This is a genomic window from Dictyobacter arantiisoli, assembly GCF_008326305.1.
GTDB lineage: Bacteria > Chloroflexota > Ktedonobacteria > Ktedonobacterales > Ktedonobacteraceae > Dictyobacter > Dictyobacter arantiisoli.
The window spans coordinates 87174-110925 of record NZ_BIXY01000004.1; the positions used below are offsets into that span (position 1 = coordinate 87174).

Consider the following 23752-nt stretch of genomic DNA (forward strand, 5'->3'; position numbering starts at 1 on the left):
GTACATGCCTGTTCAGAGTGATTTTTTTAGGGCGAAAGAGTTGTCAGGTATGATATTGTTGCTATTAGAAGAATTGTTCCTGACTATTTGGAGGTCTTTATGGCAGAGTCTGAACAGGATCGCATTCCTGGACGCTATGGTTTTGATGAAATTGCGAGTAGCCATCTTGAAGCATGGCCTAATTCCTATCAGGATCGAGATTATGTGACCCATTTTGAGATTCCTGAGTTTACCTGTCTTTGTCCTCGCTCAGGTTTTCCTGATTTCGCGACGATCATTGTGGATTATGTTCCTGATGCATCGGTGGTTGAGTTGAAGAGTTTGAAACTGTATATCAATGCTTATCGCAATCGTCAGATTAGCCATGAAGCTTCCGCTAATGCTATTCTCGATGATCTGGTTACTCTGCTCTCACCACGTTGGATGCGCGTTGTGGGCGATTTTACTGTCCGTGGTAATATCAAAACTGTGATTACAACCGAGTATGCCCGCCCCGAGTATCAAGGGCCTCGTCCTGCTTTGACGCGTTATCTGCCTGCCATCGGCTAGCAACTTTGTGATTTTCCCGACTATTATCAGGAGGACTCATTATGCCTATTACCAATCGAGCAGTTTTAATTGTGAGCGGTGGTATGGATAGTTGCGTGTTGGCGCATTATTATGCCGCAGCAGGTTTTCAACTGCATTTGCTCTCGTTTGACTATGGTCAGAAGCACGTGAAAGAGTTGACCTATGCGGAGCGCTATATCACGGACCTGCGTGCTCGCTATAGCAATCTTGAGATCATGCATGATACTATCGATCTGCCGATTGCCCGTTTGCTGGCTGACTCGGATTCAGCCTTGATCAATACCAATCGCCAGATGCCGCATGGACATTATACTGACGATAGCATGAAGGCAACGGTAGTGCCGTATCGCAATCCTAATATGTTGTTGCAAGCCGCCACTGTAGCCTGGAATGATCATGCCAGTGTCGTCGCCTATGCCGCCCATCAAGGGGATTATTCCCAGTATCCCGATTGCCGGAAGATTTTCGTGGATGCCTTTAATACTTTACTGTCCGTCTCGATGGAAGGGCAGCAGATTGAGGTAGAATCGCCTTTTATGCGTTTCACAAAGGCGCAAATTGCCCGCCTGGGTGCTACCTTACAGGTGCCGTTTGAGCTGACCTGGAGCTGCTATGAGGGCGGGAGCGATGGCTTGGATGATAGGCATTGTGGCGTGTGTGGAACCTGCGTTGAACGCTACGAGGCTTTTCGAGTTGCTGGCGTGCCCGATCCAACCGCGTATGCCAATGATCCCGAGCAGTATTTACATATTCCCGGGCGTGCAGACCAATAGTTGCACGCAACCTGAAGAAGTAAACTGACAGCTTGTACTATGCATATCATATGTGAAGAGACGATAATTACGGCATGGAGAGCGTTTACTCTTTCAAGAGAGCAAGAACGAAAATGAGATGAGACGAGGAAATCTGATGACAAGATATGCCATTATCACCAAAGAATTTACATTTGAGGCCGCCCACCATCTTCCAAATCATCGTGGCAAATGTCGTCGTCCCCATGGTCACTCCTATCGCTTACAGATTTCCTTGCGCGGGCCGATTAACCAGACGCCTGGCGAATCGAGTGATGGGATGGTGATGGATTTTGATGATTTGAAGACGATTGTAAATGCCACGATTCTTGAGCAACTTTCTGACTCTGTGCCGCGTGGAAAAGAGGCACAGCTTGTCGAGCATGGCGGCCTGGATCACAATGATTTGAATGCCTTGACTGGCATACGGACCACCGCTGAAAATCTAGTGCACTGGATCTGGGATGCGCTGGTCGCAGGTGGTGTACCCGATACGCTGCTCTATCGCATCAGATTATGGGAAACGGAAAAAGGGTATGTGGAAATTACACATGCAGAGCGGGAGGAGTTGTAAGGGATGACACAAACAATACAGCCAGCTCAGGGCACACGCGCGCATACACGAACGGTTATGGTTTCCGAAATCTTTGGGCCAACCATTCAAGGGGAAGGGGCGTTAATCGGCAAGCCTACCGTGTTTGTACGAACCGGTGGTTGCGATTATCGCTGCTCCTGGTGTGATAGCCTCTATGCGGTACTTCCGGAACATAAAGGCGAGTGGCAGGCCATGGATAGCGCGCAAATCTTTGCCGAAGTGCGGCGTTTATCTGGCGATACACCGCTTCTCGTTACCCTTTCCGGTGGAAATCCCGCTATCCAGCCACTTGAGGAGCTGATCGAATTGGGACATCAGTATGGATACACCTTTGCGATTGAGACGCAGGGGAGTGTAGCGCAACCCTGGTTCGCCATGCTCGATTATCTCACTCTCTCACCCAAACCGCCTAGCAGCAAGCAGGTGACTCGTTGGGAGCGGCTGGAACGTTGTATAGTAAACGCAACGAATACACAACCCAACCATGAAATACAAATCTGCCTCAAGATTGTTATATTCAATGAGGAAGATTATGCCTATGCAAGATATGTCGCAGAACAGTACCCTGCGTTCCCGATGTACTTACAGGCGGGCAACCATACTCCGCCGCAAACTGCCGATAAAATCGACATATCAGGCATTTTAGATCGTATGGACTGGCTTATCCAGCGCACTATAGCGGATCACTGGTATGGGGTGACTGTGCTGCCTCAATTGCACACCCTCTTGTGGGGAAACAAGCGTGGCGTATAAGGTTATCAGTGGGAAGCGCAGCGAAATGCACTGAAATGAGGATAAATAGATTATGGTATTGCATTTAGATCAGGACCACGCCAGGAATAATGGCCATGCCAGGAGCAATGGTCACAGTGAAGAAACTCCTGTTCTGGAGCGAGAACATGAGCAGGCTGAGATTGCGGAAGAGCAGCATCCAGCAGTCAAAACGGTGGATTATTCACGCTTGCTCGAATTAGGACATGAGTTACTTGTCGCACTGGGTGAAAATCCTGATCGAGAAGGATTACAAGATACACCGCGCCGTTGGGCCGACTGGTGGCGTGAGTTTATAGAATACAATCCGGGCACAACTGAGACGACTTTTAGCGCTGTATCCACCGATCAGATTGTCTGTGTATCGGGCATGCGTGTCTTCTCACTTTGTGAACATCATTTGTTACCAATGTGGTGTGATGTTGCCATTGGTTATATTCCGCAGGAGAAGGTTCTGGGACTCTCTAAGTTCGCGCGTATCGCTCATCAATTCGCCCATCAGCTTCAGATTCAGGAGCGTCTGGGCCAGCAGATCGCCGACGAAGTCTGCCGTATTACTGGCTCGTCGCATGTGGCAGTTGTCGTCAAAGGAGAGCATCTGTGCATGTCCGCCCGTGGTATTCGTACACCAGGCGTAATGACCTCTTCTGTTATGCGCGGCACTTTCCGCACCGATCGTGATCTGCGTATGGAATTTATGCAAATGATTAAAGAGTAAGCAGGCTCTCTCCCCCATTACCCGCTACGCGGGTAGGGGGAGAGAAAAAAAGTATTTGGGGACACCCCAAACCCCGGCAAAGGGCTGGCCGCCCTTTGCAATCCCGCTTGAAAGAAGATCAGGGCGCAGCCCTGGTCTTCTTTCTTCCCCCACTACCCGCGTAGCGGGTAATCCTCTATTTGAGGCTGCATCCTTACATGCAATTTTGTTCGCTATTTATAATTGAAATCAGATACAATTATAAATATTACTCCGTCAGGTTCTTGACAACGGGCAAAGTATACATCATAATAAATTCAGATGATAATTGATATTGTTGATCAACAATATCACGCAATAGCTAACTAGAACCCTTTCTGGATTACTTTCAAGTTTAAGGTAAGAAAGAGCGTTGTGGATGCATAATCTGTGAAGAATTATTGCCATACTTTTTACAGTATGTATAGACCACAATGAGAAATCTAGTTATCTTATTTTAGAACCATGGGGGATATGCATGGGTCAAGTGTACAAGAAAAAGGAATTATTGAGCCTGGCAAGCATCTTTTGTGTCCTGGCCATCCTGTTGTCTGCATGTGGTGGTGCGAGCACCTCCAATGGCAAAAGTAGTAATCTAGCTCCCGCCAGCAAGCAGGTTCTGCGTGAGCCAATGGTCGGTGGCGACTTCGATTCTCTCGATCCTGCCCTGACAGCCAGTGGACTGGGAGATCCCTACAACCTGATCTTCACGGGCCTGGTTCAGGCCGACGATCATGGAATTATCCATGATCAACTGGCCGCCTCCCATCAGATTTCGGCTGATGGCCTGACCTATACCTTTAAGTTACGTCCAGGTCTGAAGTTCAGCGATGGCAGCAAATTGGATGCCAATGATGTTGCCTATAGCATCAATCGCACCATTGATCCAGTAACCAAATCTCAGGTGAGCAATTATTTAAGTCTGATTAAAGACTACGATAAAGCATCCGCTGGCAAAATCCCGACCTTGATCGGTGATAGCATTATTGTCAAAGATCCTTTGACGCTTGAGATTGTTCTTAGCAAGCCCGCAGCCTATTTTTTACAGGCGCTGAATTATTCTACATCTTTTACCGTGAACAAAAAGCTGGTGACCGAGTATGGTGCCAAATGGGTGGACCATATGCAAGAGGGTGCCGGTGCTGGTCCTTTCAAGGTCAAGAGCTACAATCACAACACCGGACTCGTACTGGTCCCCAATCCCAACTATTATGATAGCAAGCCTAAGCTGCAAGAGATTGATGAGATCATCACGGGTGATCGTGATAGCACCTTCAAATCCTTTAAAGCCGGTCAGTTCGATGTCTCACCTGTTCCTCCTGCTGATGACCCTGCCTCAGAGAATCTGCCAGGCTATCTGGAATCGCCCGCATTGGCAAACCGTTATATGAGCCTGAATTATCTGGTCAAACCTCTGGATAACATCAAAGTGCGTCAGGCTCTGGATCTGGCATTGAACAAAGATCTGATCGCAAATAGCATTATTGGCAAAACGGTCACTCCTAGCAATCATCTTATCCCCAACGGCATTCCTGGTTACAATCCAAATCTAACCGGGCCTGACGGTGTTAAAGGTACTACTGGCGATCAAGCCAAAGCCAAACAGTTGTTCCAGGAAGGTATCAAGGAAGAAGGTTATAGCAGCGCCAGCCAGTTGCCGAGCATAACACTGTCCTTTTCACAGAGTTATAAAGCCGGTGCGGATACCATGGCTGCTGTCGCGAATGAGTGGAAACAAATTCTCGGTTTCAACGTGAAACTCAATGGTATGCAGAACACTGACCTGATCACCCAGGAATTTAATACGACAGGCAAAAATGGTCCGCTGCAAATCTGGTATGGTGGTTGGAGCGCGGACTATCTTGATCCGCAAGACTGGACGACCCTGTTCTTTGATAAAGGTGCCTCGCACAATGGTGTGAACTATGGTCAGAATAAATCAGCCGCTGCCGCTGCACAGCAGGCGGTACAGGTTGAGCTGGAGAAGGCCGATACGACGCAGGATCAGGCTGCGCGCTTGAAGCTATATCAGGATGCCGAGCAAAAGCTTGTTAATGATGTGCCCTTCATTACCATGTATCAGTCTTCCTTCGTTGAACTGATCAATCCCAAGTTACAGGGCTACAAACTTTCCTCCACGGGAAGTATGGCGAGTAGCGATTGGGCGAATGTCTATTTCGCACAATAAGTACCTCATAAACAGAGCTTGATGATGTGTGCGCAGAAGGGAAGCGCGAGGCCATGTTGGTCTTGCTGTTCCACTCCTGCGCACTACCGCATGTATTACAGAGGACCATGGTATGACTCGATTTCTGGTCAAACGCTTGATAGGATTATTCTTTATCCTGCTTGGCGTGACCTTTATCACCTTCATTCTGGGTTATTTTGCTCCTGGTGATCCCATTAAAGAATCGATGGGAGATCATTTTAATCCTGTGCTCTGGCAGCAATTACGTCATTCCTATGGGTTTGACCTTCCCTGGTATCAACAGTATCTCGCCTTTCTTGTCCGCCTCTCCCACTTTGATCTGGGCACCTCCTTTCATCCTCAGCAACGAGCGGTCTGGGATATCCTTAAGGATGGGGTTCCCATCTCGGTCGAATTATCGCTCTGGGGCACGATTGTAATGCTGATGATGGGCATTCCACTTGGCATTATCACTGCCTTAAAGGCCAACACCTGGATTGATACGCTGAGTATGGGGGCGTCCCTGATTCTCTACGCCTTACCCTCCTTTATCCTTGCCGTATTTGTGCAGGTGCTGGTGCTCTGGATCGATAAGAGCGGTGTCGGCTGGCCGGTGAGCGGCTGGGGCACCCCCTGGAGCTATGACTGGAGCAATATTCAGTACAAAATCGTGCCCATCCTGACTTACGGCCTGGCTGGCTATGCTTATTATGCTCGTCTGACTCGCACTACGATGCTGGATGTCTTGCGGCAGGATTATGTGCGTACCGCTCGTGCCAAGGGATTGCACGAGAATATTGTGATTTATCGCCATGCCTTGCGCAACGCCGTCATTCCTCTGATTACGGCGATTGGCTTATTACTCGGCTTGCTTGTCACCGGCTCGTTCTTTATTGAAAACATCTTCAGTATTCCTGGCATTGCCAATATTACCGTTGCGGCTGTCTCCCAGCGTAACTATCCAGTGATTCAGGCTACGACGATTATGGTCGCCATTGGCGTGGTCGTGGGCAATCTGTTCTCTGACGTGCTCTATGGCATTGTCGATCCGCGTATCAAATCCGAGTAGAGATAGATCCAACCGCAAACAGTACAAAGAAACTAGCACTAGAATCGAGGAAGACAGACGATGGGGAAAGACGAGAAGGAGTTTACGGCAACTGCGCCAGATACATCTATCCTGGAGATTGGCTGTGCACCCGCTCCAGAAATACTGGGACTGGATACGCTGGATGGTCCGGCGCTGGCTGAAGATACGCCGGCGGAGATCGCGGCATCCCATGAGGGGCAGGGGAGAAGCGCGTCACCATTACAACAGCAGTCAAGCAAGAAACATCCCAGCCCGTTCGGGGCGTCGATGCAGCAGTTCCGACGTGACAAGCGGGCGATGATCAGCCTGAGTGTACTCATCTTTTTAATCTTGCTGGCGCTCTTTGGGCCACCGATTTATCAACATATCGGAGCCGTCTACCCCAGTGATCTCCAGGGGAATATCGGCCCGGCGGTCTATCATACCTATGATCATCAGGAACTGAGTAAGTCCAGCCAGGGGCCATCAGCTCAATATCCTATGGGCACTGATACCCTGGGCGAAGATATGCTGGCACGCTTGATGCAGGGTTTACTAATCTCGCTGACTGTGGCCTTTCTGGTTGAGGTGGTGGATGTGGGCCTGGGTGTGACGGTCGGGGTTCTGGCGGGCTTCTATGGTGGCTGGATTGATACGCTGCTGGCTCGCTTTACCGATCTGATCTTCGCCTTTCCCGGTTTGCTCTTTGCCATTCTGCTCTCAGGCATCTTTGGACCGACCGCCAACGATTATTTCACGCGCTTACCGTTGATTGGTCCTTTTCTGGGCAATGGTAACGCCTCCCTCGTCATTGTCTCCGTCGCGCTGGCCCTTGTCTCCTGGCCGATGATGGCCCGCTTTGTGCGTGGTCAGACCTTACAGATCCGGCAACAACAATTTATCGAGGCCGCCAGAATATCGGGGACACGCGATATTTATATTATGTATAAGCATATTGTGCCAAATCTCTTCAATATTGTTATTGTCACTTCAACCATGAATATCGCTGGCACAATTATTGGTGAAGCTGGTCTGAGCCTGCTCGGGCTGGGTGTGGTACATCCCGGCTCCAGTCTGGGCCTGATGATCGCGGATGGTATGGATAACCTGGACCTTCATCCCTGGAATACTCTGTTCCCAACTATTATCCTTACGGTGATTGTGCTTGCCATCTCATTCATCGGGGATGGTTTACGCGACGCCTTCGATCCTCGCTCCCGAGACTAACATCTCTTACAATAGCTGAACTCATCTGATATGTTCCTATCTTCCCTGGCGGCGCCTGTAGACAGGCAGGGGAGGGTAGGGACTTTTGTGTTTAAACATGAGGATTGGCAATTTGTCAGCTATACTTCAGCTCAGACAGGATAAAGGACCACAGCCGGAAGTGGTATTTATAATGTACATTGCAGTAATTTGCATCCAACTTATGCATAGCAGTGAGCGTGGATAGCGTATACTTTGAATGCGTCATTCTACTTTTCGGGATTTCAGCGTAGATATTGGGAGGCCACGGCGATTGTCTAGTCAAAAATATGTTCCGACAACTCTTGAGAATACTCCATATTTGCAGCCACCTCCGGGGCGGCGTTATGTGCGCTCTTTTCTCTTTTCGCGCCGTGTGCATACGCCACTGGCGAGCATCCATGTGCTGGCTCGTGTACTCCTGGTGATGTGCCTGTCAGCCGCTCAGTTGCGCACAATGAGTACCACGCATCCCGATATTGTAGGGGCGGTAGTGCTCTGGATACCCAGTGTGCTTTTCTTCTTTTTAAGCGGTATGCATGAGAAGGTAGCGCGTGTCTATTTATTGTTGATTATTCCGACCTTATTGAGTCTTTTTTTGACCTGGGCATTGGTGAATCCTGTGCCGGGCAATTTTGTATTTATACAACAGCAGGTCTATGCAGGCTTTATTGTTGTGAGCGTGGCTGTATGGCAACTCATCTGGCTGGCGATTGTGGCGGCATACTATTGGTGGAAACGTGCGATTGTCAATGGGATCTTGTTGGCGAGCGCGGTGGCGCTTGTGATTTCGTATCTCGTGCCGCTCCCATCCTGGCCCCTGGCGCAGGTACCTGTTTTCCATTCTCTGACTCTGTATGTCAGCGATCAAGGTCTTTTACTGGCCTTTACCAAGGTGGTTAGCTACTCTGGCATGATGCTATCGACGATTGCGCTGGTTGTGACCAGTCGCGATGTTGAGTTTATGGGCGCGCTACGGCAATTACATATTCCACAGCCGATCATCTTCTTTTTGAGTACCGTGTTTCGAGCGCTGAATCTGGCGTTGAACGATTATGAGACCATCTATCAGGCACAAATCGCACGGGCTGTGAATGCGCAACCACGCAGTTTTGTGCGTCGCTTACGCGATCTGGCGAGTATTGCTGTACCGATGGTCGCGATGATGATTCGCCGTTCCAGCGAAATAGGTGATGCTTTGCTAGCACGAGGCTATACCTTGCGGCAGCAGAGCATGGATTTCTATGAGACGAGCCCCTGGCGTGCGATAGATTGGGCTGTGGTGGCCGTCTGTCTCGTTCTATTGTATATGGCTGTTGGTCCCTTTCCGGGCCTGACGACCTTGACGCAGAGATGGTGGTGAATATGGTGACACATGAGCAGGAGTTTGTTGATCAGCCGCATGGGTCGGCCACTCTGTCACAGGTGGCACCATCTACGCTGACGGGGAATGCCGTGGATGTGCGTGGATTGTGGTGGCGCTATCCAACTTTCAGTGAGAAGCCTGGAGCCTGGACATTGCGGGATGTAGCCTTGCAAGTTCGGCAAGGTGAATGTTTTGGGATTACCGGTCCGAGTGGCGCGGGCAAAACGACGCTCTGCCGCGCCTTGACAGGCATTATTCCCCATAGCACGCGTTTCACACAGGAGCAGTTACCCCATCATTTTCGTGGGCAGATCAAGTTGCTGGGCGAAGCCGTCACAGCGGATACCACCGCCAGCCACAAGGTTGGTATGGTGCTGCAAGATCCAGAAAATCAGTTTCTGCGTATGAGCTTATTGCATGAATTAGGATTGGGCTTGCAGATCCAGAATATGCCACGTGAGGAGATTGTGCAGCGTATCCACGAGGCTTTGCAGTGGGTTGGCCTGGAAAAGCTCTGGCGTGGGGCGCTCTATCTACATCCTTCCGATCTTTCGGGCGGGCAGAAGCAGCGCGTGGCAATTGCCGCCTTCCTGGCAATGCGGCCCGAACTTCTCATCCTCGATGAGCCGACCAGCGATCTTGATCCGGTTGGCAAGCGAGAAGTGATTGAGACGTTGGCACGCTTACGTCGGGATTATCATATGACCGTCCTGCTGGTTGAACAAGATCCAGATATCCTGGCGGCCTTTTGTGACCGGATTGCGCTCTTGCATGCGGGCCGGATCGAATTAGTCGCGCCACCGGCTGAGTTCTACGGGGCGAGAGACGTGCTGGAGCGTTGTGGTGCCTCGATTGGTGAGCTAGTGCGTATCTCCTGGCAGACAGGTTATACCTTTGAGCAGCGCCCACCTCTGACCTTTGCCGAGGCCGAGGCCGCTTTGCAGCCAGTCCTTGCACAGCATGCCTTGCATCCTATCGTAGTCGCTCCTGTGCCACAGGGAGAGCCTGTGGTAGAGGCCAGTGGTGTAACCTATAACTATGGTGATGGCTCGCTGGCCCTGAAAGGAGTTGATCTCACGCTGTATCGCGGCGAGATGCTGGCGCTGCTGGGGCCCAATGGGAGCGGTAAGACCACCTTTGCCAAAATCATCGCGGGCATCTATCGCGCCACCAGCGGACGCCTCCTGGTCTTTGGACAGGATACCGCGTCGCGCAAAGTACGCTCACGTCTGCCCGGCTCGGTCGGCTATGTCTTTCAGAATCCCGATCATCAACTGTTTTGCCGCAAGGTGAGTGATGAAATCGAATATGGCTTGAAGAATCTAGGGATGGATGCCAAAAAGCGCAAAAAGGTCGTGGCGGAGACCCTCGAAGCGGTTGGCTTAACGAGCTATGCGGATGAAGATCCACTCTTCCTGAGTAAAGGTCAGCGCCAGCGATTGGCGGTAGCTGCCGTGCTGGCAATGGGGCCAGATATCCTGGTCGTCGATGAGCCCACCACGGGACAGGATGCACGTTCAATTCAGAGCATTATGAGCCTGCTATGTGATCTGCAAAAGCTAGGGAAGACCATCCTGATCATCACGCACGATATGACACTGGTCGCGGAATACTGTCAGCGCGTCGTAGCCTTCCGCGAGGGTGAACTGGCCTTCACCGGCACGCCCCAGGAACTCTTCCATACCGAAGAGATCCTCCAGCGCACCGGCCTGCGACCACCCGCCGCCGCCGCCCTGGCAACACGCATGCGTCATTTACAGACCGACTTCCCACCTCTGCTCACCGTCGCCCAATGGCAAGAGGCCCTGCATCCCTAAACACAACGAAGGCTCGATCCTTGCGGCCGGGCCTTCGTTGTGCTGTATTATAATGATTGCGCTTCGCCAGTTGTTTTATGCTCTTCATTCTTGCGCTGTTTGAGCAGGGAGCCTGTCCAGGGAGTGCCCAATAGAGGCAGTATCCAGCGGTCACCACCCCAGTAGCCAGCGATACGCCAGGCCAGGATCAAGAACATTGCCAGTACACCAATCACCGGGTTGATGCTGACGGTGCCGGCGAGCATATAGTTCAGGTTCATAAAGACACCGAAGAAGGCGGCGATACCGGTCAGAATACCGAAGATCAGTCCCAGTCCTACCAGCACCTCACCAAAGGTCACGATATAGGCGAAGGCAGGAGCGGCTGGAATAACGACACTTTGCAAGATAGTGGCATACCAGCCCTGTACCGCCGCATGGGGTCCGGCAGAGAGTTTCAACGCGCCTTTCGCGAAGCCCGCCATTGCCGCGCCATCATGTCCAGAGAAGACCCAGCGGTTAGGACCAACCATTTTTTCTAAACCTGCGGACAGCCATTCATATCCTACATATAAGCGAACAATCAGCCAGAACCAGGCCATACGAGTGTCTGCAAAGATAAATGATGCCAGTGGCGCTTCGCCAATCTGTGTGGCTGCGCGTGGTTGTACGTCGTGAAGAGATCTCATAATTGTCCCTTTTCTATGATGAGTACTGCACAAAAAGTAATGAAACTTACAATTTTCTATCAATGAATGAAGAATTCTAATTCAAGCTATACGCTCTATCCAGCGCTCCAATCAGTTGAATCTCTTTTCTCATCCATAGATAGAATAAGGTTTGCACATCACAAATCGATCTCATATTTCATCGATGCAGTCACAGCGACATCAAGATAATGGGTTTAGAAATGAGCATCAAATTACGCGTTGCTTTTATGTAAGATCTGCCTGGCAGTCTGGATAATTTCAGGGAAGTAGTGCGGGTTGTGTGGACAGAGGTCTGCTGTCCCAAACTCTTTAATCAGCGTCTGTCTGGTCCCATCTGCTTGTATGATATAGCCATATCCTGGGATAGTTGTGCGTTCCTGTGCGATAAATTGCTCAAAAACACCTAATTCAATCTGGAAGATACCGGCCACCTCCTCTGGCTGTAGCACCAATGTTTCGATTGCCTGGGTGAGTTGATAGAAGTAGATATGACAAAATTCTCGATTTTTTAACGCCCCGAGCTCAATTTGATGTGGAATAATGCCAGCATCTATGAGATCATGAAAAGAAAGTTTCACCCCTAATTCTTCTTCTATTTCACGTACTCCATCGGCGGGTGTCTCGTCAGCCAGTAAGTGACCGGCGGCAGTAACATCCAATGTGGATGGGAAATCTTTTTTTTGCGCAGCCCGCAATTGAAAGAGCAGATAATCTTTACCGTCTGTCTGCTGTAAGAACCAGCAATGGAATGTCTCGTGCCAGTACCCTTGAGCATGCACCTCGGTCCGGCTACACACGCCAATCCGTTCCATCTGCTCTGTAAAGATCGCGAGTTGTTCGCTCTCCATAAAAAATGTAATCCTTTTTCTCTCTATCTATGAACATCCTCACGAAAATTATAGCAAACATTACAGATCGGAGTGTTATAGTGATGCCCCTCTTTGGCTGGCGGAATACTCTATAGAAAAGAGCCAGTACTTATTGTATTTCCTGGCGAGCCGTATTCTGTACCTGTGTTCTGTTGCAAGTCGTGAAAGGAAGCATCGTATGGTGCGCGTGCAGAAGCAATTCAGCCCCATCCAGAAATCTGATCCGTTTGCGTGGTTCCGCGAGATGCGTGAACAACATCCTGTCTATTACGATCAAGAGACCGAGCGTTGGTATGTCTTTCGCTATAAGGATGTCGAGCATGTGCTGACTGATTATACACACTTTTCGTCTGAATGGGCGGAACTTGTGCGGCCAGAGGATCAGCGGCGCGGGATTAGCTTTTTGACGATGGACCCACCACGCCATAATCAGTTGCGCAATATTGTCGCGCAGGTCTTCACGCCGAAATCCTGCTCGCTGCTAACGGGACGTATCCAGGAGATCGTGCAGGATCTATTAGATCAGATTAAGGACAAAGGATCGGTTGATTTCGTGCAGGATTTCTCTTATCCATTTCCCGTGACAGTGATTGCGGAACTGATCGGGATTCCGGTCAGTGATCGCGCACTCTATAAGCGCTGGGCAGATGGTATCGCCAGCGGCGCGGATATGGATGAAGGAAGTGAGGAACGGCGTGAACAGTCGATGCAGGAGATGTCTGATTACTTTTCTGTTATGCTGCGGGAGCGCCGTTCGCGTCCACGCCAGGATCTAATGAGTAGCCTGTTGGCCGCAGAGGTGGATGGTGAGCATTTGACGGAAGAGGAACTGATTGTTTTTTGTGTCCTGTTGCTGATCGCAGGACATGAGACGACGAAAAATCTGTTGGCACTGGCGATCCAATGTTTTGATACCCATCCCGGCGTCATGGATCGTCTACGCATGCAGCCTACCCTGATGCCATCCGCTGTGGAAGAGGTATTGCGTTATCGGGCCATTCTCTGGGGTATGTTCCGAGTCGCCCAGACAGATATTCTGCTTGATGATCAATTGATCCATGCTGGCGATATGGTATTTGGCTGGATTGCCGCGGCCAATCGTGATCCCGAACGCTTCGTAGATCCCGAACGCTTTGACATCGAGCGGGGAGCATGCAAGCATCTTGCCTTCGGACATGGTATTCATACCTGCCTGGGCGCTCCACTGACGCGCCTCGAAACCACTATCGCATTACCCATGATTCTTGAGCAGCTGACCGATCTGCATGTCGTCCCTGGCACCGTGATCGACTCTGACACCATTACCGTCTTCCGGCGTGTAAACAGTCTCCCCATCACATTCAAGCCACATACAACCGTCCATAATCTGGTGATAACCCCCTGAGGAAGATTGGAAGTACGACGCCACCATGCTTTACGGGCAATACCGCTCAAATAACGAGAATCATGAGGAAAAACGTAGGCATTGCACGGAGCGTCAGCGCAGGTCAATGCTCCTTTGCTCGTACGACGCTCTCGCCCCGATGCTCTGCACTGAGATGCGAACGTAATCAAGAGAATCCACAAAAAGCTCTGTCTTTGCAATAGACGAATTGGGGAGGTTTTTTCATGTGCTAAAATAGCGGCCAATTCGGAGCTGACCGCTATTTAGTAGAGTTGTAAGGTTGAATTTGCTAGGGAATATCGCCGCAAAAAACACGCTGATGCGTGTTGGGCTAGATGTGTATATCCCTTAATGCGAAAACACTTGAATATAATTTTGGGGATTGAATATTAGTGTATACAGTCCCGCAATTATACCTGATATGCTTTGGCCGTAAAGTGGTACTTCCTCACCGGCTTCGACATGAACGGTAACAGGATGGCTAGAACACCAATCGACTCTCAAAACGATCACATGATCTCCTGGTTGAACTGGTACTGCCAATTGCTCACTTTCTCGGAGTTTCCCTACTTGTTGACCATCAACATACACTTTATAGCTACGCAGAATACCGGAGGTGCTTGGACGACGCTCAATACGAATGTTTGCTTGTTCCATCGTTTTATCCTCTCTACAAAAATTTTAGGACGAATGTTACTTACTAGTAAGAACGTCCCATAATCTTTTTTAACAAAAAATCACGGGACGTTCTCTCGATCAACTCAGTGTGACGGTCTCCTGCTATAGCCATGAATAGCAGTTCACGAAAATCTTGTACACTGAGTTTGCTGTTATTGCCTTATTCGCGCACCTTGTTCGTAACTAGAAACTAGCTCAATGATAGACTGTCTAATTTCAACGGTACAGGTAGTTTATAAAGCATATTATGATCAACAGACTGGCGTGAGACCTACTTGTAAAAGCCAGTTGATATCAATGAATATCCCCCTATCTCCACATTCGTTATCTACCCAGGAGGCGGCTACTCCAGCAATCGCTCCAACTATAGCTCCAATAACTGCCCCAGCACCTACTCCAAGTACATTCCCAATCGCGGCTCCTATTGCAGCCCCAAGAACGATCATAGCGTTATTGAAATTTTGTGCGGCGTACGTATTTAAATATATACGCACACCCCACCAGTACACATCATAGTGCCATTGATAAGTATTACTATAAGGTTGTACAAACTTGGGAGCAACAACTGAAACCGAAGCATGAGGATGTTGTCGAAGTGTTAAAGGTAAAGCGTTAAACTTTGCGACAAACTTATTGACAAGAGCTACTTCATCTTTTACGAGTGCAGTATCGATTTGTGAATCAACAGAAGCTACGCCGTTGGTTATATGAATGTGTGCATCTGCTTTGACCTTAATACTTTCCCAGTTGGTCGTAGTTGTCGGATTTTTCTTAAAAGTAGCAGCTGAGGCTGTGTCGGAAATGTATGCAAAGCATAAGACGGTAAGAGTCAAACAAATTACTAGGTATCTAAGCCATTTGAGTTTTTTCATTGTAATCCTTTACTTTCTTTTTGTACTCTTTATCTATTGTATGCTTGCTACTGCTTAACCGCAATCGTAGCTCAAGTAAGCAGCACCCATGTATGTTCCATTTTCCCCATTATTACTTTGAATAAGTATATGGTGGATTCCATACACAGGATCACCTAGCGTAACTTCGCCAGAGTAATAGTACTGGTTGACTGAATAACGTTTAATTAATGACCCGTTTGCTCTATAGAATCCATAAGATATGTTTGCGGTTGCAAACACAGTAGGGATATACGCGTTTACACTACATGTACGGTTTTGAGAAACGTCATGTATATCCCAAACTGCCTGCGAACAAGCTTGTGAACCCGTAGTATAAGCGTATCGAAAGCTTTGTAGATTACCATCAATAGCATTGTTCCATCCAGTTCCACAACCTAAAAAATCATAGGATGGATAGACAATTTGGATGATATTCAACGGCTTACTTACATGTTGTTGATCTGCCAAGACAGAACCACTGGTGGTTAACATGATTAGCAAAATGCTGAAGCTACACAAAAATAGTCGCGTAAAATGGGATATACGGACTATTCCTTTGTGGTCATAAGACTGAGCCGTGCTTGTTAACTTAGCGTCTCTTGGTCCTTCTTCCAATGGGTGCATAGTTCTCCTCTCTTTAGGACAAAAGAAATGAACACATTCTTAGTAGGTATATACGTTCTTTCTGATTTATAGCGCTCTAAAATATTAAAAATACTTTGAGCGTCTTATTAGATGCTTGAATCAGTAATTTCATCAAGCACTATTGTTTATAACATATATATATATGTCAATGCATTATAGCAGCTAGTAAAGAGATATATGGATTTTTGATTATGTCTGAATGATTGTATCTGTACGTATTGATAAAAGGCAAAGGGAATTAATTATAAGATGGTTATGCCTAGCATGTTAATACTAATTAGCAGGAGATGTAACACTACTTTTTGTTTTAAAGGCAGGAATGTGATTGATGAAGATATTTTAAATAATGTGTGGTGTCGAAAAGCTGGAGGATAGATAAGATAAGGGTAGAACTATATTAAGATATTGTTGGCGAATAGGTTTCCTAAGCTCAAACGAGAGACATGTTGTCCTCCGTCACAGGCTCGACTTTTGATTTCGCCAACAATATCATTAAGTGGTGAATGAGCTCAAGCACTTTTCCGAGGCCGACCAACGGGCCGTTTGGGAGCCATCGGATCGGGCAAAGGATGTTTTCGTGGTCGCCCGGGTGACAGTATCCGCGACCTCGGCCACGACTGATCCCCACTGATTCATACGCATTTTCATCCCTGATGGTGGGCCCTGGGTCCATCAATTACTGTAAGTCGATATTGACGACGTAACCGTTGATACCTTTGGCGTTGCAGAGGAGTCGATCCGAAAGAGGATCCTGTAAGCGCAGAAGTTACATACGTATCAGTAAGCCATGCCACGTTGTTGCAGCGGCATCGATCCGAAGGAGGATCTTGTAAAGAAGGCCCGCACCCTTGCGGTCGGGTTTTCTGGCTCGTACCACCATCTCGCCCCAATGCCCTGACGAGGGGGTCGTACGAGGAAGGGGAAAGCGCACCTCGGCTGCGGCCTTGGCACGCACCTTCATCGCGGCCCAATGCTCTGTCCTCTGCCCCGGCACCGTTGTTGGGGAGATGAAGACCCCGTTTTTCGCCATCCATTCTCCTTCTTTTAACGGTATTGCCCGAGACGGATGCTGGGGAGGAATACCTACGGGCGGGAGGATCGTACGAGACGAGAGCGCGGACCTTGCGACGCTGCGTGCCGCGCCTACGTCTTCCTTCATTTGGTGTTTTCCCCAAATGCTTCTTTCCCATCTGTGGCGTTGGGATCGTACGGGACGAGGAAAGCGTATGATGTCAGGCATGCGAGCGTGTTGGGGCGAGATTTGGGTACGTGAACGACAAAGCGCACCTCGGCTGCGACCCTGTCTTTTACCCACATTTTTGGAATGAAGAAATGACAGAATAGAAGAAAGGAAAAGTGAAGGAAAGAAAGAGAGAGAAGAAAAAATGGAGCAAGAGCGCATACAAACAGCTGAACAGTGGGCCGTCCTGACCTATGGGGCAGCGCTGCTGGCTGATAGACGACGACGACACACAGCCCGGGCCATTCAGGTCGCCACGGCCATGGCTCGGTTTCCGATGGAGTCATTGCCCGCTCAAATGGGGAGTCAGGCCGGCACCAAAGCAGCGTATCGGCTCCTGGAGAGCCCGAAGGTGACCTATGAACGGCTCATCCAGCCGCATGTGCAGCACACACGCATGCAGATGCAGCACCAGAAACGCGTCCTCCTCATTCAAGATATGACCGAGGTGGACTATCAACAGCATCGCGCCACCACGGGATTGGGCCTCATTGGACAATGGCGATCATCAGGGCTATTTGCTGCAAACAGTCTTAGCCGTCTCCCCAACCACCCGGCAGGTGTCCGGTATCGCCGCGCAACATCCCTTTTTGCGCCAGCCTGCCCCGGAGGGAGAAACGACTCATCAACGCGAACGACGGAAACAAAAAGAGTCGCAGGTGTGGCAAGAACAAGCGCAGAGCATCGGGATGGCGCCTGCCGACTGCGAATATATCCATGTCGGGGATCGAGGCAGCGATATCTTTGCGTTCATGGAGGTCTGTCAAGCGTTGGGATGTGGATTTGAACTACGAGTCAAACACAATCGCCGCATGGATCTGTTGGTGGATCAAGGGGACACCCCAATACAGCTCAAATAACGAGAATCATGATGGAAAACGTAGGCAGCGCACGCAGCGTAGCGCAGGTCGATGCACTGTAACGCGTACGACCAACGCGCCCGTAGGTCATTCCCACCCCACTCCAACATCCCTCTCAGGGAGCAGTGCAGAGCGTTGGGGTGAGAGAGTAGTACGAGCCCGGAAAGACAGAGATCTACAAATTCCTCTTATTTTAGTGGTATCGCCCATAAAGTGCGGCGGCTACGTTAATCAGGATCTTTGCTTGTATCGGCTACCCAGTTTTTGGGTATGGCCTGGTAGGCGGCTACCCAGTTGGTTGCCATTTGGATTTGTGCGTCTTTCAAGCTCATCTGGTCGTTGCATACCAGTGTATAGAGGTAGCGTTCCAGGCGATCTTTTTCGTGGTAGCCAGGTAATGGCGTAGCAGGCTGTGGCCAGAGATTAGAGATGTCGTTGGCTCCTCCCGATCCCAGACTGATGAAATGATCGATCTGATACTGACCAGGTGAACGTTGGGTGATGCCATATTCGGCGTAGACGCGATTTTTGGTGCTGACCGATACATTCCGTACCGTGCGTGTATAGCCCGGTACGCAGACTGTATCTGCAGTGGCCCCAGGCATAATATTCCCTGGTGTACAGGCTGGATCTGGTAGTGATCCTTGAATATGGCAGTGACTGGTTTTGGTACGATGGCCCCAAAGCGGTGCTATGGCTTGCGAAGAATGCAAGATGCTCGCTGTATCGGCTGAGTTTATGGCTTTTGTAGTTGAATGCTTTGTCGTTTGTGTTGTCGCGCCAGTACAGCCACTGAGTAGCAGGATACTCAATAGCCATAGGATCAACCACTTCCCTTTTTTCTCCATCTCTCCATTCCTCCTTTATGTGTTTTAGCTATAAAGCGAGCACCAGACAGTAATCAAATTACTCGGATTGCAGTACGAGCCAGGTATGATCGAATTTATGTGCTTGAAGATCAGATAGTTTGATCCAATAGAAGAGCATGCCACTATTGGCCCATTGCATACCAGCGGCCTCATCGCTATCGATCTGGAGCAGGAGTTGCCAGTCATTAGCCCCTTTGGATAGCTGCGCTGCCCGTGGATCATTGGCGTCGGTAATGCCATTGGTCATTAACTGACATTGCACGCGCATATCATCCTGAAGAGTATCGGGATAGCCAAAGATACGATGGCGTGGCTGCGTTTTGTTTTCTACGTCCGTAAATTGCTCATAGACAGTATCATATTTCTCTTGATCGTCATCGCTCCATTTCAGATTAGTAACCTCTAGTTGTGGCTGTTGTGTCAGGGTCAGTTCCGACGCAACGCTGACCGTACTGCTCTTGAAGCGGCTTGAGACTGGAAGATTTGTGGGTACCGTCGCTGGTTTGAGGTTATTCGTGTCGGCGCGATAAAAAACCTGCCAGCCCCCGACATCCTGAGGATCTTCGCCATAGGTTTCTTGCCTGGCATCGTAGAAGAACCAGAGCATCCCATCCTGTGGGAGCCAGTGATGGACATCATAGTTTTGTAGATCGGCGAGCCGAAGCTGGGCGATAAACGATTGAGGAATATTTTTCCAGGTCGGCCAATCCTGTTCCGGTGGGAGATCAGGAATGCCGCCAAACTTTGAAGTGCCTGGCTTCAGAGCAGCCTCGGCCTTCTGATCTTTGACCAGCGTCGTTTTAAGCTGGATCGCTGGCTGGAGCAGCATATCCGTATACTTGAGCAGGCCTGTCAGGCCGGTCTGTTTTATAGCATCTTGCGTGGCGGTTTTGTCCATATGTGCATCGTCCTTTATCACTATTGGTCTAATAAATCATTGATAGCTTTCCTTTTTGTAACGTAATTCCCAATCATTTTGAGCCAGTTAAAAAAGCTTTCACAAGATGATCAGTATGGCATGCGTTGTGTTTGCTCTCTCCAGAGGCAAAATTTTGTGGCAGAGGTACACTTTGTTGAGAAGCTAATTTTGTCCATAAAGCGTTGTTTAGACAGAGTTTTATTTTTCGAGACACCAGTAGTGATGAACAGTAAAGGGAACAATTCATGAAAACGTTGATTATTATTCCCACATATAATGAAATAGAAAATCTTCCTTCTCTCTTAGCCGGCATTTTTACGTATGTTCCCACCACGGATGTTTTGATCGTCGATGATAATTCGCCCGATGGAACCGGTCAATTGGCGGAGGAAATGAAGCAGCAGGATGGGCGTATCTCGGTCATGCGACGTCCGGGTAAATTGGGATTGGGCACGGCCTATATCGCTGGCTTTAAGTATGCCATCGCCCAGCGCTATGATGCAGCCTTTGAGATGGATGCTGATTTCTCACACGATCCACAGCATTTGCCAGCCTTTCTGGCGGCGATTCGCGAGGCGGATCTGGTGATTGGCTCGCGCTATATTCCTGGTGGCGCTATGCCTAACTGGTCGCTGATGCGGCGGCTGATCAGTGGGAGCGGCAATATCTTTGCGCGCGTCGTTTTGCAGGTTCCTGTACACGATTGTACCGGCGGCTTCCGCTGTTATCGCCGTGAGGTTTTGGAGGCTATCGATCTGGATAGTGTCCAATCGCGCGGTTATGCTTTCCAGGTTGAGATGACATATCGTGTCCTGAATAAAAGTTTTAAAGTTGTCGAAACCCCGATTATCTTTGTGGATCGCCGCCTGGGTCAATCCAAGATGTCACGTAAGATCGTATTCGAAGCTTTTACCTATGTATTGGGAATACGCCTGAAATGCTTATTGCATAAGACTCCTCGTCCCACAGCCGCATATGTCCATCAGATCTTACCGCCGTATGTTGGTCAGACAAAAGTGCTTGCCTACTACGAGCAACCAACCACGTCCATGCCCATGGAGGACGTACAAAAAGAAGTGCTGGCAAAGGCACAGCGTAAAAATTCCTCATCGCGTTAGAGGGATTTTTGCGCTGGGCTCTTTAGCATATTTCAAACTCGCATGGTCTTTGCTATCGTGGCCCATGACTTTTCGCACCGAGGTGCTCAAAAAGTTTTATTAAGTGTTGCAGAAAAAGTTCTTCGAACTTTTTCTGCAACACTTAATAAAAATGTACAGGTGTTGACACTACTGCAACACTTAATAAAAATGTACAGGTGTTGACACTACTGCAACACTTAATAAAAATGTACAGGTGTTGACACTACTGCATGTTTTTATTATATAGTGTATAAAGGGTTCGAAGAACCCTTTATACACTATATAATAAAAATTTTTTTTGAGCACCTCGGTGCGAAAAGTCATGCGCAAAGATTGCGCAGACAAGAGCTGTCTGATATGTGCTTAGATGTGCGGCAGTACACTGGTCGCGAAAGCGCGCAAACCCTCCACATCTTCGAAATCAAACCATTGGAGCATCAATTCTTCGACACCAGCCTGTGCATAGGTCTGAATCTGTTTGATGACGTGTTTGGCGGTACCAATAATAGCTGTAGTGTTGGCGGCCAGATGGTCGACAAGTTCGTCGTTGGAGAGTCCATGGAAATCAGGATTCAGGCGGTAAACGTTGAGCTTTTGCGCGAGATCCGTATCGTCATGGGCAAAGATGATCTGATGCATCATGGTGCGTTTCACATCACCGGGCTGACGACCAGCCGCTATTAATAGTTCATCCAGGCGCACAGAATGCGCTTTGAAATCGGCTGGCGTGAGGAAGATTCCATTCCAGATATCGGCATAGCGTGCGGTCAGGGGCAGGGTGCGTTTGAGACCGTTGCCGCCAATCAGGATGCGAGGCCCACCAGCACGTTGTGGGCGCGGTAAGAGGATAGCGTCGCGTAACTGAAAGAATTGGCCTTCAAAGGTTACGGGCTCATCGCTACGCAATAAGCGTGTCACAACTTCCAATCCTTCTTCAAAGCGCGCCATACGCGTTTTGATATCGCCCAGTTCATGTCCGAAGTTATGGTGTTCCCGCTCCTGCCAGCCAGCTCCCAATCCCAGTATCATGCGACCGCCGCTTAAATCATCAATAGATGCGGCCTGACGTGCCAGCAAGGTTGGTTCACGGAAAGAGATCGGCGCCACCAGCGGACCAAAATGGATCTGCTTTGTCTGATCGGCCAGATAGGCTAGAGAGACGATCATTTCTAGCGAGTCGAGATCAGGTGGATTAGGATTCGTAAAATGGTCGGAACGGAACAGGCCAGCGAAGCCCAGCTGATCCACTTCGGCGGCCAAACGTTTCCAATAGGGCCAGTTTAAACCGTTCTGGCCCTCGATCATAAGCGAAACTTCTACCATTTGTCTATAAACCTCAGTTCATTGATATTCTCTTATCAATATACCGCGCCCCACCTATAGCTGCAAATAAAAGGCGGAACGCCGATCCACCCGTAGAAACCACCCTTCACGGGTGGAGGAGCATTGCAACCTCGCTCCGAAGTCGCGCCAGAGCAGGCGGAAATGAGAGCCGGGTACGAGAGGATCGTTGCCCGTGAAGGGTGGTTTCTACGGAAGGGGTGACAAAACGCCTCCCAGACCATTCTAAAATGATCGGGGAGGCGTTGGTTACGCGTTGGGAGGATCTAGCGCAAGGCGTCTCGGATGGTGAGTCCGAATCGCTCGACGATGGGGCCCAGTTGTGAAAGCAGGATTGAACCGATGATCAGGACGATGATAATGTTGACACCCGACCATGTGAACCAGCTAGGGATGAATAAGTTGGGTGTTTCCATGTTGGTGGTTAATAAGACGAAGTTGCCATACAGGCCGCCTACGATATTATTGGGTATGACCGCACAGATGAGGAAGAAGATGAAGCCACGACGCGTAAAGACATCTTTCCCAATCGGGCTTACGTTGAAACGTGGAGCAAGGAAACGATACAGGAGCATGGGGATACAGAGCTGAATGAAGTCCGCTGCCCCAAAGGGAATGGCGATTGGCGCTGGCAGCCCTGAGAGCAGGCCCGCTCCGACGAAGTTGCCGATATAGGCGATAACGAAGGCCCAGCCACCAAACCAGAGGGCGAAGGGAATGCCAAAGCCGATGGCGATAAAGAGCGGACTGACGCCGAGTGCCGGATTAGGTAATGTGGTGATGGTGAGCCAGGATAAGACGGTGTACACGGCTGTTGCAACGGCTACCGCGACCAGTTGCGAGATGTTCGGCCAGCCCGTGAAGCGGAAGGTATAGCGAATGCTGGTTGAGGCGCTCCCTCCAACTTCGGGTGGTTCTTCTGGATAATCGCTGGCGTAGTTTGGCTTCTCGACCTCATTGAGAGGCTGATCGTTAGCTGTATCGGTATTCTGCGTGCGTGTCAAATCATCCATGGGTAGTGGTCCTTTCTTCATGCTATCCAAAATAGTGTCCGTGGCAGGCATGGCCGGGACATAAG

At 49.4% G+C, this 23752-nt stretch carries 24 protein-coding genes and 1 pseudogene; 14 read left to right on the forward strand and 11 right to left on the reverse strand.

From position 1 onward, the window contains the following. Positions 1 to 99 precede the first annotated feature (99 nt). The 10 genes from queF to F1593_RS02615 all read left to right on the forward strand — a co-directional run bounded on the left by queF (position 100) and on the right by F1593_RS02615 (position 11148). Complete coding sequence (gene queF, locus F1593_RS02570; RefSeq protein WP_149400001.1) at positions 100 to 549, forward strand: preQ(1) synthase; 450 nt, start codon at positions 100 to 102, stop codon at positions 547 to 549. A 41-nt stretch (positions 550 to 590) separates the two neighbouring features. Beyond that, positions 591 to 1343, forward strand: a complete 753-nt coding sequence (gene queC / locus F1593_RS02575; protein WP_149400002.1) for a 7-cyano-7-deazaguanine synthase QueC — start codon at positions 591 to 593, stop codon at positions 1341 to 1343. Between the two features lie 136 nt (positions 1344 to 1479). Beyond that, positions 1480 to 1935 (forward strand): 6-pyruvoyl trahydropterin synthase family protein, encoded by a 456-nt coding sequence (locus tag F1593_RS02580; protein WP_149400003.1) that lies wholly within the window; start codon positions 1480 to 1482, stop codon positions 1933 to 1935. A gap of 3 nt (positions 1936 to 1938) precedes the next feature. Next, entirely contained in the window at positions 1939 to 2709 is a 771-nt protein-coding gene (queE, locus tag F1593_RS02585; RefSeq protein WP_149400004.1) for a 7-carboxy-7-deazaguanine synthase QueE, read from the forward strand. A gap of 52 nt (positions 2710 to 2761) precedes the next feature. Next, positions 2762 to 3445 carry a GTP cyclohydrolase I gene (gene folE, locus F1593_RS02590; RefSeq protein ID WP_149400005.1) on the forward strand — a complete coding sequence of 228 codons (684 nt, stop codon included), beginning with the start codon at positions 2762 to 2764 and terminating at the stop codon, positions 3443 to 3445. Positions 3446 to 3941: 496 nt separating this feature from the next. Then, positions 3942 to 5651 (forward strand): peptide ABC transporter substrate-binding protein, encoded by a 1710-nt coding sequence (locus F1593_RS02595; RefSeq protein WP_149400006.1) that lies wholly within the window; start codon positions 3942 to 3944, stop codon positions 5649 to 5651. Between the two features lie 112 nt (positions 5652 to 5763). After that, positions 5764 to 6720: an ABC transporter permease gene (locus F1593_RS02600; protein WP_149400007.1), complete on the forward strand. Its 957-nt coding sequence runs from the start codon at positions 5764 to 5766 to the stop codon at positions 6718 to 6720. A gap of 60 nt (positions 6721 to 6780) precedes the next feature. Beyond that, positions 6781 to 7947, forward strand: a complete 1167-nt coding sequence (locus tag F1593_RS02605) for an ABC transporter permease (RefSeq protein WP_149400008.1) — start codon at positions 6781 to 6783, stop codon at positions 7945 to 7947. A gap of 292 nt (positions 7948 to 8239) precedes the next feature. Continuing rightward, positions 8240 to 9328: an energy-coupling factor transporter transmembrane component T gene (locus F1593_RS02610; RefSeq protein ID WP_172631808.1), complete on the forward strand. Its 1089-nt coding sequence runs from the start codon at positions 8240 to 8242 to the stop codon at positions 9326 to 9328. A gap of 2 nt (positions 9329 to 9330) precedes the next feature. Next, positions 9331 to 11148 (forward strand): ABC transporter ATP-binding protein, encoded by a 1818-nt coding sequence (locus tag F1593_RS02615; RefSeq protein WP_172631809.1) that lies wholly within the window; start codon positions 9331 to 9333, stop codon positions 11146 to 11148. A 47-nt stretch (positions 11149 to 11195) separates the two neighbouring features. Here the strand turns inward: F1593_RS02615 and F1593_RS02620 are convergent, their stop codons facing one another. Further along, complete coding sequence (locus F1593_RS02620) at positions 11196 to 11816, reverse strand: DoxX family protein (RefSeq protein WP_149400011.1); 621 nt, start codon at positions 11814 to 11816, stop codon at positions 11196 to 11198. 233 nt (positions 11817 to 12049) lie between these two features. Then, positions 12050 to 12685 (reverse strand): NUDIX hydrolase, encoded by a 636-nt coding sequence (locus F1593_RS02625; protein WP_149400012.1) that lies wholly within the window; start codon positions 12683 to 12685, stop codon positions 12050 to 12052. Positions 12686 to 12884: 199 nt separating this feature from the next. On the opposite strand from F1593_RS02625, the gene F1593_RS02630 reads away from it, so the two are divergent. After that, positions 12885 to 14090, forward strand: coding sequence for a cytochrome P450 (locus F1593_RS02630; RefSeq protein ID WP_149400013.1), 1206 nt, complete (start codon positions 12885 to 12887; stop codon positions 14088 to 14090). Positions 14091 to 14438: 348 nt separating this feature from the next. Here F1593_RS02630 and F1593_RS02635 read toward each other — a convergent pair whose 3' ends face one another. The 5 genes from F1593_RS02635 to F1593_RS02650 form a co-directional block, all read right to left on the reverse strand. Continuing rightward, positions 14439 to 14747, reverse strand: coding sequence for a hypothetical protein (locus F1593_RS02635; RefSeq protein ID WP_149400014.1), 309 nt, complete (start codon positions 14745 to 14747; stop codon positions 14439 to 14441). A 272-nt stretch (positions 14748 to 15019) separates the two neighbouring features. After that, positions 15020 to 15640, reverse strand: a complete 621-nt coding sequence (locus F1593_RS02640; RefSeq protein ID WP_149400015.1) for a hypothetical protein — start codon at positions 15638 to 15640, stop codon at positions 15020 to 15022. 54 nt (positions 15641 to 15694) lie between these two features. Next, on the reverse strand, positions 15695 to 16285 hold the full coding sequence (locus tag F1593_RS02645; protein ID WP_149400016.1) for a hypothetical protein: 591 nt from the start codon (positions 16283 to 16285) through the stop codon (positions 15695 to 15697). Between the two features lie 513 nt (positions 16286 to 16798). Next, positions 16799 to 16942 carry a hypothetical protein gene (locus F1593_RS28145; RefSeq protein WP_172631811.1) on the reverse strand — a complete coding sequence of 48 codons (144 nt, stop codon included), beginning with the start codon at positions 16940 to 16942 and terminating at the stop codon, positions 16799 to 16801. Between the two features lie 130 nt (positions 16943 to 17072). Then, on the reverse strand, positions 17073 to 17465 hold the full coding sequence (locus F1593_RS02650) for a hypothetical protein (RefSeq protein WP_149400017.1): 393 nt from the start codon (positions 17463 to 17465) through the stop codon (positions 17073 to 17075). 226 nt (positions 17466 to 17691) lie between these two features. Between F1593_RS02650 and F1593_RS29775 the strand changes: the two are divergent. After that, positions 17692 to 17889, forward strand: a pseudogene (locus F1593_RS29775) (IS4/Tn5 family transposase DNA-binding protein); the annotation flags it as partial. A 148-nt stretch (positions 17890 to 18037) separates the two neighbouring features. Continuing rightward, entirely contained in the window at positions 18038 to 18406 is a 369-nt protein-coding gene (locus F1593_RS29210; protein ID WP_235932467.1) for a hypothetical protein, read from the forward strand. A 227-nt stretch (positions 18407 to 18633) separates the two neighbouring features. Here the strand turns inward: F1593_RS29210 and F1593_RS02660 are convergent, their stop codons facing one another. Continuing rightward, positions 18634 to 19254: an HNH endonuclease gene (locus F1593_RS02660; RefSeq protein WP_149400019.1), complete on the reverse strand. Its 621-nt coding sequence runs from the start codon at positions 19252 to 19254 to the stop codon at positions 18634 to 18636. A gap of 58 nt (positions 19255 to 19312) precedes the next feature. Then, the gene (locus tag F1593_RS02665) at positions 19313 to 20173 is read right to left on the reverse strand and encodes a YwqG family protein (RefSeq protein ID WP_149400020.1); all 861 of its coding nucleotides are present in this window, start codon (positions 20171 to 20173) and stop codon (positions 19313 to 19315) included. A gap of 266 nt (positions 20174 to 20439) precedes the next feature. Between F1593_RS02665 and F1593_RS02670 the strand changes: the two genes are divergently transcribed. Further along, the gene (locus tag F1593_RS02670; protein WP_149400021.1) at positions 20440 to 21312 is read left to right on the forward strand and encodes a polyprenol monophosphomannose synthase; all 873 of its coding nucleotides are present in this window, start codon (positions 20440 to 20442) and stop codon (positions 21310 to 21312) included. A gap of 384 nt (positions 21313 to 21696) precedes the next feature. On the opposite strand, the gene F1593_RS02675 is transcribed toward F1593_RS02670, so the two are convergent. Both F1593_RS02675 and F1593_RS02680 read right to left on the reverse strand, forming a co-directional pair. After that, entirely contained in the window at positions 21697 to 22656 is a 960-nt protein-coding gene (locus F1593_RS02675) for a TIGR03560 family F420-dependent LLM class oxidoreductase (protein ID WP_149400022.1), read from the reverse strand. 284 nt (positions 22657 to 22940) lie between these two features. Next, positions 22941 to 23687, reverse strand: a complete 747-nt coding sequence (locus tag F1593_RS02680) for a hypothetical protein (RefSeq protein ID WP_149400023.1) — start codon at positions 23685 to 23687, stop codon at positions 22941 to 22943. Between the last annotated feature and the right edge of the window lie 65 nt (positions 23688 to 23752).

Excerpts from the sequence above, each read along its gene's own strand:
- F1593_RS02660 (WP_149400019.1), bottom strand. The coding sequence starts at position 19,254 with ATGGAGAAAAAAGGGAAGTGGTTGATCCTATGGCTATTGAGTATCCTG.
- F1593_RS02675 (WP_149400022.1), bottom strand. The coding sequence starts at position 22,656 with ATGGTAGAAGTTTCGCTTATGATCGAGGGCCAGAACGGTTTAAACTGG.
- F1593_RS02595 (WP_149400006.1), top strand. The coding sequence starts at position 3,942 with ATGGGTCAAGTGTACAAGAAAAAGGAATTATTGAGCCTGGCAAGCATC.
- F1593_RS28145 (WP_172631811.1), bottom strand. The coding sequence starts at position 16,942 with ATGAATCAGTGGGGATCAGTCGTGGCCGAGGTCGCGGATACTGTCACC.
- F1593_RS02615 (WP_172631809.1), top strand. The coding sequence starts at position 9,331 with ATGGTGACACATGAGCAGGAGTTTGTTGATCAGCCGCATGGGTCGGCC.
- F1593_RS02580 (WP_149400003.1), top strand. The coding sequence starts at position 1,480 with ATGACAAGATATGCCATTATCACCAAAGAATTTACATTTGAGGCCGCC.
- F1593_RS02680 (WP_149400023.1), bottom strand. The coding sequence starts at position 23,687 with ATGGATGATTTGACACGCACGCAGAATACCGATACAGCTAACGATCAG.
- queC (WP_149400002.1), top strand. The coding sequence starts at position 591 with ATGCCTATTACCAATCGAGCAGTTTTAATTGTGAGCGGTGGTATGGAT.
- queE (WP_149400004.1), top strand. The coding sequence starts at position 1,939 with ATGACACAAACAATACAGCCAGCTCAGGGCACACGCGCGCATACACGA.
- F1593_RS02630 (WP_149400013.1), top strand. The coding sequence starts at position 12,885 with ATGGTGCGCGTGCAGAAGCAATTCAGCCCCATCCAGAAATCTGATCCG.
- F1593_RS02605 (WP_149400008.1), top strand. The coding sequence starts at position 6,781 with ATGGGGAAAGACGAGAAGGAGTTTACGGCAACTGCGCCAGATACATCT.
- F1593_RS02640 (WP_149400015.1), bottom strand. The coding sequence starts at position 15,640 with ATGAAAAAACTCAAATGGCTTAGATACCTAGTAATTTGTTTGACTCTT.
- F1593_RS02670 (WP_149400021.1), top strand. The coding sequence starts at position 20,440 with ATGAAAACGTTGATTATTATTCCCACATATAATGAAATAGAAAATCTT.
- F1593_RS02650 (WP_149400017.1), bottom strand. The coding sequence starts at position 17,465 with ATGAAGGAAGACGTAGGCGCGGCACGCAGCGTCGCAAGGTCCGCGCTC.
- F1593_RS02645 (WP_149400016.1), bottom strand. The coding sequence starts at position 16,285 with ATGCACCCATTGGAAGAAGGACCAAGAGACGCTAAGTTAACAAGCACG.
- F1593_RS02665 (WP_149400020.1), bottom strand. The coding sequence starts at position 20,173 with ATGGACAAAACCGCCACGCAAGATGCTATAAAACAGACCGGCCTGACA.
- F1593_RS02635 (WP_149400014.1), bottom strand. The coding sequence starts at position 14,747 with ATGGAACAAGCAAACATTCGTATTGAGCGTCGTCCAAGCACCTCCGGT.
- F1593_RS02600 (WP_149400007.1), top strand. The coding sequence starts at position 5,764 with ATGACTCGATTTCTGGTCAAACGCTTGATAGGATTATTCTTTATCCTG.
- F1593_RS02625 (WP_149400012.1), bottom strand. The coding sequence starts at position 12,685 with ATGGAGAGCGAACAACTCGCGATCTTTACAGAGCAGATGGAACGGATT.
- F1593_RS02620 (WP_149400011.1), bottom strand. The coding sequence starts at position 11,816 with ATGAGATCTCTTCACGACGTACAACCACGCGCAGCCACACAGATTGGC.
- queF (WP_149400001.1), top strand. The coding sequence starts at position 100 with ATGGCAGAGTCTGAACAGGATCGCATTCCTGGACGCTATGGTTTTGAT.
- folE (WP_149400005.1), top strand. The coding sequence starts at position 2,762 with ATGGTATTGCATTTAGATCAGGACCACGCCAGGAATAATGGCCATGCC.